Annotated in this window: 9 protein-coding genes; 2 read left to right on the top strand and 7 right to left on the bottom strand. The window is 61.9% G+C overall.

Features of this window, described 5'->3' with window-relative positions:
• Positions 1-112 precede the first annotated feature (112 nt).
• The 3 genes from NMAG_RS12160 to proS all read right to left on the bottom strand — a co-directional run bounded on the left by NMAG_RS12160 (position 113) and on the right by proS (position 7,345).
• Positions 113-589, bottom strand: coding sequence for an Lrp/AsnC family transcriptional regulator (locus NMAG_RS12160; RefSeq protein ID WP_004215285.1), 477 nt, complete (start codon positions 587-589; stop codon positions 113-115).
• Between the two features lie 168 nt (positions 590-757).
• A complete protein-coding gene (gene gltB / locus NMAG_RS12155) occupies positions 758-5,368 on the bottom strand; it encodes a glutamate synthase large subunit (RefSeq protein ID WP_004215287.1) in 4,611 nt (1,536 codons plus the stop codon).
• A 495-nt stretch (positions 5,369-5,863) separates the two neighbouring features.
• Positions 5,864-7,345: a proline--tRNA ligase gene (gene proS, locus NMAG_RS12150; RefSeq protein WP_004215288.1), complete on the bottom strand. Its 1,482-nt coding sequence runs from the start codon at positions 7,343-7,345 to the stop codon at positions 5,864-5,866.
• A gap of 165 nt (positions 7,346-7,510) precedes the next feature.
• On the opposite strand from proS, the gene NMAG_RS12145 reads away from it, so the two are divergent.
• On the top strand, positions 7,511-8,482 hold the full coding sequence (locus tag NMAG_RS12145) for a quinone oxidoreductase family protein (protein WP_004215290.1): 972 nt from the start codon (positions 7,511-7,513) through the stop codon (positions 8,480-8,482).
• 197 nt (positions 8,483-8,679) lie between these two features.
• On the opposite strand, the gene NMAG_RS12140 is transcribed toward NMAG_RS12145, so the two are convergent.
• On the bottom strand, positions 8,680-9,519 hold the full coding sequence (locus NMAG_RS12140; protein ID WP_004215291.1) for a hypothetical protein: 840 nt from the start codon (positions 9,517-9,519) through the stop codon (positions 8,680-8,682).
• A gap of 511 nt (positions 9,520-10,030) precedes the next feature.
• On the opposite strand from NMAG_RS12140, the gene NMAG_RS12135 reads away from it, so the two are divergent.
• On the top strand, positions 10,031-10,408 hold the full coding sequence (locus tag NMAG_RS12135; protein WP_004215293.1) for a hypothetical protein: 378 nt from the start codon (positions 10,031-10,033) through the stop codon (positions 10,406-10,408).
• Between the two features lie 186 nt (positions 10,409-10,594).
• On the opposite strand, the gene NMAG_RS12130 is transcribed toward NMAG_RS12135, so the two are convergent.
• The 3 genes from NMAG_RS12130 to NMAG_RS12120 form a co-directional block, all read right to left on the bottom strand.
• Positions 10,595-11,173, bottom strand: a complete 579-nt coding sequence (locus NMAG_RS12130; protein ID WP_004215294.1) for an 8-oxo-dGTP diphosphatase — start codon at positions 11,171-11,173, stop codon at positions 10,595-10,597.
• 74 nt (positions 11,174-11,247) lie between these two features.
• Positions 11,248-12,579 (bottom strand): aminotransferase family protein, encoded by a 1,332-nt coding sequence (locus tag NMAG_RS12125; protein ID WP_004215296.1) that lies wholly within the window; start codon positions 12,577-12,579, stop codon positions 11,248-11,250.
• Positions 12,580-12,852: 273 nt separating this feature from the next.
• Positions 12,853-14,175, bottom strand: coding sequence for an MFS transporter (locus NMAG_RS12120; RefSeq protein ID WP_004215298.1), 1,323 nt, complete (start codon positions 14,173-14,175; stop codon positions 12,853-12,855).
• Between the last annotated feature and the right edge of the window lie 66 nt (positions 14,176-14,241).

Raw genomic sequence — 14,241 nt, 5'->3', positions numbered from 1 at the left:
AAATTTCGAATATATATTCTAATTACGAAACGCTATCCGATATTGTTCGCCATATGCGAAACTCGCCTTCTACTCGAGTGTATTTTTCAGTGGGAAATCTCGGAAACCGAAATCACTCCTCGATCTCGTTGGAGGCGAAGTTGTCGAACGGCTGAACGTGGACGTTTTTGACCAGTTCCTCGGATTCGACCGTCAGCCCGATCTCGTCGAGTTGCGTCGCAATTTCGGTAAGGTCGTCGCTCTCGGCGGCGATAGCAGTGATGGTTACATTCCGGCGACCGGTCATCCGTTCGCGAACTTGAACGACGCCGTCTACGTCCAACGCTTCGCTCGCGAGTCCCGACCGGTTGGTGATAGGGGCGGTACAGATCATGTCCACCGCGAGCTGGTACCCGGCTTGTTCGTAATTGATACGTGGGACATACCCGTCGATGATGCCACCCTCTTCGAGACGCTGAATCCGATTACGCACCGTATTGGCCGTCACGCCCACGTGGTCGGCGATGTCGGCGGCGCTGTAGTTGCGCGCGTCTTGTTGCAACAGATGGAGGATCCCTCTATCAACGTCGTCAAGTGGATCGTCACTCATGGGTGAGTTTGGGTTGGGGTCGACCATGAAAGTTCAGCGTGCACAATTTCTGATTGGAGTGGCTGTCACCGATATCGGACGGCAGGAGAGCAGATAACAGCCTAACTCGAGTACACCGTTCTCACAGACTGCCAGCGAACGACCAGTCGGGTCGGTATCGCAATTCGGCTAGTCGTCGCTCGCGGCGAAGCCGGCGGAGTCTGCGTCGGTGTCGCCGGCGTCGGCGTCACCCTCAGTCTCGGGCACACCGGGCAGTTCACCACGAACGTCGTCCGATCCTTGCTCGGTGATGGCCTCGTGGTACGCGTCGGGCATGACCTTCACGAAGGCGTCGAGTGCGCGCTCCCAGTCGTCGAGGAGTTCGGTACCGCGCTCGGAGCCCGTGTAGGCGACGTGGTTCTCGACGAGGCGGCGGAGCATCTCCTCGTCTTCGTCCTCGAGGTCGTCGTGCAGCGAGACCAGCCCGGTGTTTGCCTTTCGGTCGAATTCGCTGTCTGGGTCGTAGACGTAGGCGACACCGCCGGACATGCCGGCTGCGAAGTTCGTGCCGGTCTCGCCGAGGACGGCGACGACGCCACCGGTCATGTACTCACAGCCATGGTCGCCGACGCCCTCGACGACGGCCTTCGCTCCGGAGTTACGGACGGCAAAGCGCTCGCCGGCGACGCCGTTGACGTATAGCTGGCCGTCCGTCGCGCCGTAGAGCGCGACGTTGCCAATCGCGACGTTCTGGCTCGCGTCGTAGGCCGCACTCTCCGGTGTTCGGACGGTGAGCTTCCCACCGGAGAGGCCCTTACCGACGTAGTCGTTCGCGGCACCGGTCAGGTGCATCGAGACGCCGCTCGCGAGAAACGCGCCGAAGCTCTGGCCGGCGGTGCCTTCGAGATCGGCCGTGATCGTGTCCGCCGGGAGGCCGGCCTCGCCGTAGCGGCTCGTGATCCGGTTCGAGAGCATCGCGCCGACCGCGCGGTCGACGTTTGCCACGTCCGTGGAGAGGACGACCGGTTCGCCGCCGTCGATCGCGTCCGCCGCGCTCTCGATGAACTCGTGGTCGAGCTGGTCGCACAGACCATGATCCTGCTCACGGATTTTTCGGCGCACGTCACCGGCAGGCTCGGCAAGCACGGCCGAGAGGTCGACGGTGCGGGCCTTCGGATGCTCGATATCGTTGCGCTGGGCGAGAACGTCGACCTGACCGATCATCTCGTCGACCGTGCGGAAGCCGAGCTCGGCCATGATCTCGCGCAGTTCCTGAGCGATGAACGTCATGTAGTTGATGACGTGCTCGGGTTCGCCAGGGAAGCGCTTGCGCAGATCCTCGCGCTGGGTGGCGACGCCGACCGGACAGGTGTTCTTGTGACACTGCCGGGCCATCACACACCCCGAGGTGACGAGTGAGGCCGTGCCGAAGACGTACTCCTCCGCGCCCAGCAGGGCGGCGACGGCCACGTCGCGGCCGGTCTTCATGCCGCCGTCGGCGGAGACACGGATGCGGTCGCGCAGGCCGGTTTCACAGAGCATCTGGTTCGCCTCTGCCAGCCCGAGTTCCCACGGAAGCCCCGCGTTCTTGATCGACGTGCGCGGCGAGGCACCCGTGCCGCCGGAGTGACCCGAGATATGGACCACGTCGGCGTTGGCCTTCGCGACGCCCGCTGCGACCGTACCGATGCCGGCTTCGGAGACGAGCTTGACGTTGATATCTGCGTCTTCGTTCGCCGCCTTCAGGTCGAAGATCAGCTGCTTGAGGTCCTCGATGGAGTAGATGTCGTGCAGCGGCGGCGGCGAGATGAGCCCCACACCGGGAGTCGACTTGCGAACGTGTGCGATCATCTCGTTGACCTTCTCGCCGGGAAGCTGGCCGCCCTCGCCGGGTTTCGAGCCCTGGGCCATCTTGATCTGGAGTTCGTTGGCCGAAGAGAGGTACGTCGAGGTGACCCCGAACCGGCCGGAGGCCACCTGCTTGACGTTGCACTCCCTTTCCGTGCCGAAGCGCTCGGGTGGCTCGCCACCTTCGCCCGAGTTGCTCTTCCCACCAATGCGGTTCATCGCGATTGAGTTGTTCTCGTGGGCCTCCGGCGAAAGCGAACCAAGACTCATCGCGGCCGTCGAGAACCGCTCGACGATTGCCGTGACTGGCTCGACATCCTCGATGGGGACCGATTCGTGATCGGACTCGAACTCGAGTAACCCCCGGAGTGTCTGCAGATTCTGGTTCTGATCGTTGATCAGGTCGGCGAACTCCTGGTAGCGTTCGTAGTCGTTCGAGCGGACGGCCTGCTGGAGCGTCCCCACGGTTTCTGGGTTCCACTGGTGGGTGAGGCCGTCGGAGCGGTGTTCGAACTCGCCGTAGCGGTCGAGGTCGGGGCTGTCGGCGTCGGCTGCATCGGCTGCGTCGGCTGCGAACGCCGTCGCGTGACGTTCGCGGAGGTCCACCTCGATTTCGGCGAGGCCGATGCCCTCGGTTCGGTTCTCGGTCCCCTCGAAGTACTCTGCGACGAGGTCCGAGTTGAGGCCTACTGCTTCGAAAATCTGGGCTCCCTGGTAGCTCTCGACGGTCGAGATACCCATTTTGGCCATCGTCTTCAGGAGGCCGTCCTCGAGTGCACCGATGTAGGCGTCGATGGCGGCCCCGGTGTCCGCGCCGTCTGGGCCGGCGGTGAGGTCGGCGATGGTCTGGTAAGCCAGGTACGGGTTGACCGCACCAGCGCCGTAGCCGACGAGCGTGGCGAGCTGGTGGACGGTGCGCGGTTCGCCGGACTCGACGACGAGGCCAACGTGATTGCGCAGGCCGTTGCGCACGAGGTGGTGGTGGACGCCGCCCGTCGCGAGCAGGCTCGGCATCGCAACCCGCTCGTCGCCGACGGCGCGGTCCGAGAGGACGAGCACATCGTGGCCCTCTTCGATTGCAGCGACAGCGTCTTCGCGGACGCGTTCGATGGCGTCTCGGAGTTCCGTTCCGGCTGAATCGGGATCTGAGTCTGCTGGCTCGTAGGTAATATCGACCGTCGCCGCCGTGATTTCGTTCGTCGAACAGTCGCAGATCGACGCGAGATCGGCGTCGGTCAGTACGGGTGAGTCGACGACGAGTTGTCGGGCGTGGGCCGGCGACTCGTCGAGCAGGTTGCGCTGGTAGCCAAGCCGACTCTCGAGGCTCGTGACGAGTTCCTCGCGGATGTAGTCGAGCGGCGGGTTGGTCACCTGCGCGAACAGCTGCTTAAAATAGGAGAACAGCGGTCGGTTGTACTCGGTGAGCACCGACAGCGGCGTATCGTCACCCATCGAGCCGACCGGATCCTTCCCCTTGGTCGTCATCGGCTCGAGGAGGTTCTCGAGTTCGTCGTGCGTGTAGCCGAACGCGGCCTGCTGGTTGCGAAGGTTCGAGACGGCGTTACGGGGGGAACTATCCTCACCCGTTCGAATGTCTGCGAGCTGGATCTGTTCCTGGGCGACCCACTCGCTGTAACGGTCGTCGGTGAGATCCGCGAAGATTTCGTCGTCGGGGATGACCCGGCCCTCCTCGGGATCGGCGAGGAAGAGCTGTCCCGGCTGGAGACGGCCGCGTTCGGCAATTTCGGCGGGGTCGGTGTCGAGTGCGCCGGCCTCGCTAGCCATGACGAGGCGGTTGTCCGTCGTCACGTCGTACCGGCAGGGACGAAGGCCGTTGCGGTCGAGCACGGCTCCGACGCGGTCACCGTCGGTCGCCGCGACGAGCGCAGGGCCGTCCCACGGCTCGACCAGCGAGGCGTGGAAGTCGTACCAGTCTCTGCGCTCTTGTGGCATCGATTCGTCGCCGCGCCAGGCCTCGGGAACGAGCATTCGCAGGGCGTGGGCCAGGTCGCGGCCGTCCTGCAGGAGCAGTTCGAGCGCGTTGTCGACGCTCGCGGTGTCTGACTGCTCCGGATCGTCGATGATCGGTTTGATGGCGTCGAGGTCGGACAGAACGTCGCTCTCGAGATCCGTCTCCCGTGCGCGCATCCAGTTGATGTTGCCCTGAATCGTGTTGAACTCGCCGTTGTGGATGACGTTCCGGTGTGGATGGGCCAACTGCCAGGCCCCCAGCGTGTTCGTCGAGAACCGCTCGTGGACCATCGCGAACGTCGATTTCAGGCGCTCGTCGGTGAGATCTGGGTAGTAGGAGGGAACCTGCTCGCCCTTGAGCAATCCCTTGTAAACGACCGTCTGCGAGTCGAGCGAGCAGACGTAGAAGCGCTCGCTCCCGTCGATATCGGCCGCCGAAACCGCGTTCTCGAGTGCCCGCCGTGCGACGTACAGTCGCCGGTCGAACTCGTCGCCGCTCACGTCGTCGGTCGCCGTGAGGACGACCTGCCGGACATCCGGTTCGGACTCGAGTGCGGTTGCACCAAGTCCGTCGTTGTCCGTCGGGACGTCGCGCCAGGCGAGCACGTCGAGGTCGTAGGTTGCGACGGTGTCCTCGAGCAGCGAGACGAGGCTCCTACGAGCGGTGTCGTCGGTTGGGAGGAAGAGCGAGCCGACGGCGTAGCTCTCTGGTTCGGGAAGGTCGACCTCGAGTTTCTGTTCGAAGAAGTCGTGGGGCGTCTGCAGCATGATTCCTGCCCCGTCGCCGGTGTTCGATTCAGCGCCGGTGGTGCCTCGATGTTCGAGGCTGGCAAGCAAGTCAAGACTGTCAGCGACGACGTCGTGGCTCGTCCCCCCATCGAGGTCCATGACGACGCCGACACCGCAGTTCGACCGTTCGTCTGCTGGGTTGGCGAGTCCCTGGTGACGGCCGGTGGATGGTGCTCTGTGTGGCTGTGACATACCCCGTCATTCTGAAGACGGATATAAGAGGATGCTCCATAATGTCTAAGTGTATTATATACACATATTGATGGATATAAGGTGTATATTTCGACAGTATCTGAACTGGCAGAGACAGTTTGTGTGTGCAGGAAAGACCGCCACCAGTTGCGAACGCGTGACTATCGCGAGGAGTGCAGTGGGACTTGGAGAGAAAGTGTCAGAGGCACGTAGTGCTCACCCACCAGAGTGAACACCACATCCGTAGTTTCGACGCCACTGGTAAGCACTCTTGGGTTAAACCATTAGGTGTACCTGAGTGACTCGTTCGCCAGCTTCCGAGAAATCAGTCCGCACAGGGCACCAGCGCGCCGTATTGCGATTCGTATCTGCTATAGCAGTCGGTTCTGACCACACCGAGGACACGCACTCCAAGAGCGTTGCCACAGCAGTCAGTCTCTCCACCGGAAGACTCGACAGCGACTGAGAAATGAAACTGGGGGTATGGCGGCGCTATCAGTACGATTTCGCGAAGTACGCGATTTCGTCGGCTGCGTCACCACAGACGCCACACTCGTCGTGCTCGGGTTCGGGAACCTCGCCCGCTGTCGTGCCGCCCTCGTCCTCGAGTGGCTGCATGACGATCTCGGCGGCGATCTTCTCCTTGATGACCTCCTCACAGGCCTCGTCGCCACACCACGGCGTCTTCACGTAGCCGCCGTGTTTGCCGAGCGTTCCGAGGATGTCTTCGGGGCTGTGGGCCTCGCGAACGTTCTCCTCGAGATTCTCGGCTGCCGTGTCGTAGAGTTTGTCGAAGATCGTCTCCAGGTGGTCATCGACCGCATCGACGATGCCGTCTCGATCCTCGACAGCTTCCTCGTTGTCAGGCCGGTGGACGAGCGTGACTTCCTCGTCCTCGACCTCGTACGGGCCGATTTCGAGTCGAAGCGGGACGCCGTTGAGTTCGTGTTCGTTGAACTTGAAGCCAGGATTGCGCTCGTCCCGGTCGTCGAGTTCGACGCTGAAGCCGGCCTCCTCGAGTTCGTCCGCGATATTCTGGGAGTACTCGAGTACGTCCGCTTTCGTCTCTTCCTGCCAGATGGGGACGATGGCGACCTGCGTGGGTGCGATGGTGGGCGGAAGGACGAGCCCCTGGTCGTCGGAGTGGGTCATGATGAGGGCACCGAGTGCGCGCCAGGAGAGCCCCCACGAGGTGGTGTAGGCGGTGCGTTCTTCTTCGTCCTCGTCGACGAACGAGATGTCGAACGCCTCGGCGAAGCTCTGCCCGAGGTTGTGGCTGGTCGCGCCCTGAACGGACTTGCCGTCGGGCATCAGTGCCTCAACGGTCGTGGTCGTGTCCGCACCGGGGAACTTGTCGTGTTCGGGCTTCTTCCCGCGCAGGACGGGAATCGCGAGGACCTCCTCGTACACCTTCTCGTACTGGTCGAGGCGGGTCCAGACCTCCTCCCAGGCGCTCTCGTCGGTCGCGTGGGCGGTGTGGCCCTCCTGCCACATGAACTCCTTCGTGCGGAAGAACGGCTTCGTCTCCGTGGCCTCCCAGCGGACGACCGAACACCACTGGTTCAGTCGCAGCGGCAGGTCGCGGTGGCTGCGGGTCCAGTCGGCCATGAACGGCGCGATGATGGACTCACTGGTCGGGCGCACGGCGAGACGCTCCTCGAGTTCGTCGTGGCCGCCGTGGGTGACCCAGGCGACTTCGGGGTCGAAGCCTTCGACGATGTCCTTCTCCCGCTCTAAGAAGCTCTCGGGGATGAACATCGGGAAGTAGACGTTGTCGACGCCGGTCTCTTTGAACCAGCCGTCGAGGGCGTCCTGAATGGCCTCCCAGAGGGCGTAGCCGCGGGGCTTCGTGACGATGAACCCGCCCATCGGTGCGTAGTCCGCGAGGTTCGCCTTCTGGACGACCTCGGCGTACCACTCACCGGGTTTGTGCGATTTCGACTCGGTGATACCGAGTTCCTGACTTTCGTCGCTCATTAGTTCGATACTCAGTCAGCGCGCTCTTAAACCATGCGAAGGTGTGCGAACGCGTGTACGCGCCACCCCACCGGTCAGGCAGCCGCCACTGCCACGTGAAGAAACACTGTTCCGATGGTTTCCAGTTCTCACACACTTATGCACCTTGGTTACAATTGGTAAGCTATGCAGGCCATCGAAGTATCAGAGTACGGCGACAGCTCGCAACTCGCGGTCACCGATGCCGACCTGCCCGAACCGGACGCGGGCGAGGTCCGGATCGAGGTCGAGGCCGCCGGGATCAACTTCGCAGACATCATGCAGCGCCGCGGCGTCTACCCCAGCGGCCCAGAGCCGACCTACGTTCCCGGCATGGAGGCCGCGGGCACGATCGATGCCACCGGCGAGGGCGTCGGCCTGGACGAGGGCGACCGCGTCGTCGCGATGCTCAACACCGGTGGCTACGCAGAGTACGCCACCGCGAACGCCCAGATGCTCTTCCCGATTCCAGAGGGAATGAGCTTCGCGGAGGCCGCCGGCTTCCCCGTTCAGTTTCTCACCGCCCACTCCTGTCTGTTCGAGTGGGGCGGACTCGAGGAAGGCGAAACCGTGCTGATCCAGGCTGCCGCCGGCGGCGTCGGCACCGCCGCTGTCCAGCTAGCCTCGAATGCGGGTGCAGAGGTCTTCGGTACCGCGAGCACGCAGGAGAAACTCGACCTCGCAAGTGAGTTAGGCTGTGATCACCCGATCAACTACACCGAGACGGACTTCCGAGAGGTCATCGACGAAGAAACCGACGGCGAGGGCGTCGACCTCGTCCTCGAGAGCGTCGGCGACGACGTCTTCGAGCGCAGTCTCGATGCACTGGCCCACTTCGGACGCATGGTCACCTACGGCGTCGCGAGCGGCGTGCCAGCCGAAGCCGAGAACCGCCGGCTTCTGTTCGAGAACAAGAGCGTCTCCGGCTTCCACCTCGGCCAGGCCTCCTACCACGACCCGAGCAAGATCATGAAAGCCGTTCCCGACCTCACACAGGGACTGACCAGCGGCGACCTCGAGGTCATCCTCGGCGAGGAGTTCGCACTCGAGGACGCGGCCGATGCACACCAGTATATCGAGGATCGGAAGAGTTCAGGGAAGGTCGTGTTGCGGCCCTGAGCTGCCAGCTATCGGGCGGGTTCTACTCTGAATTGCCCGTCCCACCGTCGGCTACTTTTGTTCGCCGGTCTCGTCGATTTCGCCGCTAATCAACAACCGTTCGTACTTCGTACTGTGCGCACCACTACGAAGCGTGACGCGAAACCGAGGAACCCAACGGTTGCGTAACCGCGTGTTGCCGTTACTCGGTGACCCTGTCACTCGGTGTCGACTTCTTCGTTCGGCTCGCGATCCGCTTCGATGGGCTCGATAGTGTCGTTGTACGCGACTGTAGTAATCTCGGAGACACCCGCTTCCTCGGCTTTTCGCCTGACGTATGGATCGGTGATGTCGTCTACCGAGACCGTGCTCTCTGCCGTGACGTCACCTGATGCCGAAATGTCGTACCCGATATACGTGTTGTCCTCTTCGCTAATGATTTCGACTTTCGGGTGATCCCACTCGATATCCGTTCGAACGGTGATGTCGTATCCATCACTCGGTTCGTTCGCTTCGACGTAGAAACGGCACGCGGCACCCAATTCATCTCGCGGATCTGCTCCGCCTGTCCATGTTCTGTACTTCCACCAGTAATCTGCGTGTTGCCCGTCTCCGAACTCCTCTCCGTCGTACCGGAAGGCATCGTAGATGTTGTACGAACTAATGGCAACGTTCGCGACGAGATTCAGTTCCGTGACGGCGACCTCGATCGACTCCTGGATGCCGCTTCGCCAGTCGATGCTTGGGTCGCCGTCATCCTGTGTCGCGCCAACCATCCGTTCATCACCCTGATCTGGTGCCAGGATCGAGGACGTGTGACTGCTCTGATCGTTTTCTATTTCGAGGTAGATGCCACTGAGGTTCTCTGTCTGCTCCCAGTTTCCATCGGGTGCGCTATCGAGTTCACTGCTCGCGGACGCTCCCAGAACGAACTGATGGAGGACCTGATCACCGATCTGATTGGATTCGATTCGGGAAACGGTCAATCCCTGGTTCGACGCGAGGTAAAACCCGCTAGAGGGGTTATTTGGGTCGCCAGTCCCGTCGAAGCTCTCCACCCGCCTCTCCCGAGAGGCCGTGAATTCCGGATCGAAGTCGGACGAAACGCTCGACTCATCGGCTCGCGCGGTCGGTAACTGCTGCCCGACAATGGGTACGGTTGCCCCGCCTGCAAGCCCCTTGAGCGCCGTTCGACGGTTGATTCGTCCGGACTGCGTTTCCGTTTTTTCACTGCTCTTTTGTGGCTGATCCTCTCCGAATTCTTGATTGTCTTTTCCACCTTTGGGTTTGTCGTTTGAATTTGTTATGGTAATACCTTTACATAATAACTATTAACTCTTTTTACAGGTTAGGGATCTATCGCTCTTCGGATCCAGACCTCCTTTTGCAGGTGGAACGTCCACGTCAACAGGTTGTCTCAGCCTCTCTGGGTATCGGATGGAGTCCGTCACTGGTGGCAATCCCGAAGACAACGGTTATGTATTTTCAATCTCCAATGGTAATATTTTGTATCGACGGCGGCTGCTCGGTTCTCTCGCGGTCTGTAGCGCAGGAGCGCTCGCTGGCTGCATGGACGCATTCGGCCGTAACGACGAGAACGACTACGCGACGCTACAGCGACTCACCCTTGCGAATATCCGAGACGTCCCAATCGTCGCCGAGCTCAGAATCGAGCAGGCCGAGACAGACGATCTCGTTCACACCGACACGTACGAACTGCCGGCGGCCGAGGACGGGTTCGAAGCAGTCTCTGTCGACTGTGTCTGGCCGGACGACCCACTACGCGTGATGACGCGAGACGCCGATGACGAGAACTGGGAGCCACTCACGACGGCAGACCGGTCGGATTGCCTAAGCCTCCTCGCCGAACTTCACGGCGGTGGTGTCTCCTACTACAGCTCTACCGACGAGTGTCCGATTCGGTCGCTGGAGTGCCACGGTGAGTGACTGCAGGCTGGTGCTTTCCCGTTCCACCCCATCTCAGCCCATCCTACCTACCCCGGGGTCACAACCCGGTGACCAGCAACGTTCCTGCTAGTACGTCAGTTTCTGCCATCACACCACAGCTACTCCGTTTCGGAGGTTGTGCTCACCTAATTCTGTTCTGACACAGCAATACGACTCTGGCCGTTTCTATCGTGACTCGAACGAAACCCCCCACTCGAGTTCGTGGTCCACGAACGCCGCCTCGTCGAGCGGCGGCCCGCCCGCGAAGTGGAATTCGCCGGCGACGGTGTCGCCGTCGAGAACGCCCGGCAGCCAGAGGCGGTCGTCCTCCCACATCTGGTCGTAGGGCACGTCGTCGACCGCCACCCACTCGGGCCGCGCCTCGTCCGAGGGACGCGGCTCGCCGGCGAACTCGGTCGTCCGGAAAACGTGACAGACGGTGTGGATCTCCTCGTCGAGCAGGAAGGTGAGTTCGCCGGCGTACTCGAGTGCGTCTGGCGCAATCTCGAGGCCGACTTCCTCGCGGGTTTCGCGGACGGCACACTCCCGCGGCGTTTCGCCTGATTCGAGTTTGCCGCCAGGGCCGTTGTACCAGCCTTCGCCGAGGCCGCGGCGTTTTTCGATGAGGAGGACATCGGTGTTCGAGTCAGTCTCGCTGGTCTCGCTGGTCTCGCTGGTCTCGCTGGTCTCGCTGGTCTCGCTGGTTTCGTTAGTCTCGTCAATCTCGGACTCGCGAAGAACGAAACAGAGTGTTGCCTCGATCATATGCTGATAGCTGTCCGTTCGTCGTGCGTCAGATAAAAGCGGCTGTTCACTGAGTGCTGATTGCAGCCGCGACCTCAGAACGCGTCCGTGATCGCCGCGTCCAGTGCGTCGAGGACCGTCTCGATCTCTTCAGCTGTCGTACACAGCGGTGGCGAAAGCAGGATCTGCGTCGCCGGGCGGCCGGTGCCGACGAGCACACCGCGGTCTTCGAGCCCCGAGACGACGTCCGAAACCGGATTCTCCACGTCGTCACCGTCTACACGCGGGTCGTAGAATGGTTCGCCCGTTGCTGGATCTTCGAAGGCAACGCCCCAGAGGTAGCCACGACCTCTCGCGTCCGCGACCACGTCGTACTGGGACTCGAGTTCGGCCAGTCCGTCCTCGAAGAGTGAGGCGTTCTCGCGGACGTTGTCGATCTGACCGTCCTCGTAGACATCGATCGCGGCGAGGCCGGCCGCACAGCCGACGGGGTGACCACCGAACGTCTGCCCGAGGTCGAAGCCGTCCTCCTGGACGCCCGAAACATGTTCGGGCCGGGCGAGCACGCCAGCGAGCGGGGCGTAGGAACTCGTAACGCCTTTCGCGAACGTGATCATGTCCGGTTCGACGTCCTCGGTTTCGATTCCGAACCACTCGCCACAGCGGCCGAAGCCGGTGATGACCTCGTCTGCGATCAGCAGAATGTCGTACTTGTCACAGAGTTCGCGGACGCGCTCGAAGTAGCCTGGCGGTGCTGGGTAGCCGCCGCTCGAGCCGGCGACTGGTTCCATCATGATCCCAGCGATGGAGTCGGGGTCTTCGTTGCGAATTACGAACTCGAGATGGTCGGCGGCCAGTTCGGCGAGTTCCTCGGGACTGTCGGCGTTGAACGGCGATGGATGTGACATCGGGGGGAGGAACTTCGTCGACCCGGTCGTCGCGGCGTGACTCTCGACGAGTGCACGTGTTTCGGGGTCGCCGGTCAGGCTGCCGGCACCGTAGGTCGAGCCGTGATAGGAGCGCCAGCGGGTCAGAATCTTCGAGCCGCCAGTGTGTTTACGCGCGAGCTGGACGGCGAGTTCGTTCGCCTCGCTGCCAGTGACCGAGAACATGACGTGCGAGAGGTCGCCAGGAGCAATGTCGACCAGTCGCTCGCCGAGTTCGGACCGTACGGGGGAGTGTTTCGAGGACGAAACGTACTGGATCTGTTCTAGCTGCTCGGTCATCGCGTCGATGATCTGCTGGTTACCGTGCCCAGCGTTGACGCAGTACAGCTGCGAGGCGAAATCGAGGTACTCCTCGCCGTCGTCGTCAAACACCGTCGCACCGTCGCCTGACTCGAGTGTCAGCGGGCTTCCGTCTGGGTCGTACCAGTGTGGAATCGTCGTCGGAATTTGGTTGAGGTCACCGGTTGGTTCTTCTAGCATATACTGTCCATCGGGACACAGGTAGTTAATTGTTGTCCTGTAACAAACGCTGTGTTGATTCGACGGACGAATTCGGCGGCAGGAGTTGAACAGTACACAATCGTATTGGGTCGTACTCGAGTGCGGATCGGTGCTGGATACTGTACATCTGGCGGTGTCGACTTGCGAAATGGTGGCAAGCTGAAGCGGAAATGAGCTGTTGACAGTATCATTGTAACCGACGAGAACGAAGACGCGGAAGCAAAAGTGCAACCGGAGTGAGAGTGGAACGTATCAGGCGCGTCGATCGCCGGTTCGGCGAAGCACGATCGCGAGGACTGCGCCTGTGGCGGGGAAGACGGCGAGTGCCGCGAACGTTTGCCAGATGGAACCGATTGAGAGGAGGAAGCCGGCAATCGCCGCGCCGGCGGCACCGACGCCGAAGACGCCGAGGTAGGTGTAGCCGTAAGAGAGCCCGCGTTCACCGGGCGGGCTGTACTCCGCGATGGTCGCCTGATACATCGGCTGGAGCGAGAACAGCAGGAAGCCGAGCACCGAGCCGATGAGAAGCAGCGGAACGAGGCCCGCTTCGGCGACGGGGACGAACAGGACCGCAACGACGGCGAGCGAAGCGAAGATTATCGTGAGGCCGGTTTCTGTCCGGATTCGGTCGGTGAGCTTCCCGCCGACGTACTGGCCGGCCATGCCGACCATCAGAAGCCCGGCGTAGAGGTAGGAGGCCGGGTCGAACTCCTCGGCCATCGGGCTGTCAGGGTCGAACAGCTGTAGTTGTTCGACGACGTCCGGCATGAAATCGCTCAGCACGTCAGGCAGGAAGGTCAGCGTCCCGCGGTAGAACAGCCCGTTCATCATGACGACGACCATCGCAACCGTGAAGCCGATGGTGAACAGCGCGCGACTGTCCGACAGGAATCGCGAGAGCGACATCTGGTTGTCGACCTGTCCGTCGGTCGTTCCGCCGGTGTCGGTATCCTCGTCTGCTGGTTCTCGACCGCCATCAGGCTGCGTCTCGACGGCAGCCTTCTCGTCGAAACTCGCCGTCAGGGCGTAGAGAATCGCCAGACCAGCCGGCACGACGAGAATTGCGGTGACGAGCCGCCAGTCGAAGAACAACAGCAGAATCGCCGTCAGTAACGGCCCGAAGGCGATGCCGAAGTTGCCGGCCATGCCGTGATAGGCGAAGCCGGTGCCGCGCTGTTCGACGCCGGTCGAGATCAACGACAGCCCTGCCGGGTGGTAGATACTCGCTGCGATACCCCAGACACAGAGTGCCAGCGTGATCGACACGATTCCCTGTGCGGCACTCAGCAGGAGGAACGAACCGCCCATCCCGGCCAGACAGACCAGTACGAGTTCGCGCGACCCAAAACGGTCGACCAGAATGCCGGCCGGCAGTGCGCCGACACCGAAGAGGCCGTAGCCGACCGCGACCGCACTGCCGAGAATCGCCGTGCTCACGCTGAACTCCGTGAGCCAGATTACCATCAGAATCGGGATCGAGAGCTCGTACGTGTGGACGACCGCGTGGGAGATCATCACGAACCCCGTGATCGACCTGTCGTTGTCGCTCATTCGATCCGTCTGCGCAGTACTCATCTCTACAAGCACCACGGTCTGCCCGTGGTATAACGGTTAGCAAGCCAGAGAAACTAACCGGCCAGC

The sequence above is a fragment of the Natrialba magadii ATCC 43099 genome (assembly GCF_000025625.1).
Taxonomy (GTDB): Archaea; Halobacteriota; Halobacteria; order Halobacteriales; family Natrialbaceae; genus Natrialba; species Natrialba magadii.
Note: the sequence above shows the minus strand (reverse complement) of the source record. Positions and strands in the feature narration are given on the sequence as shown.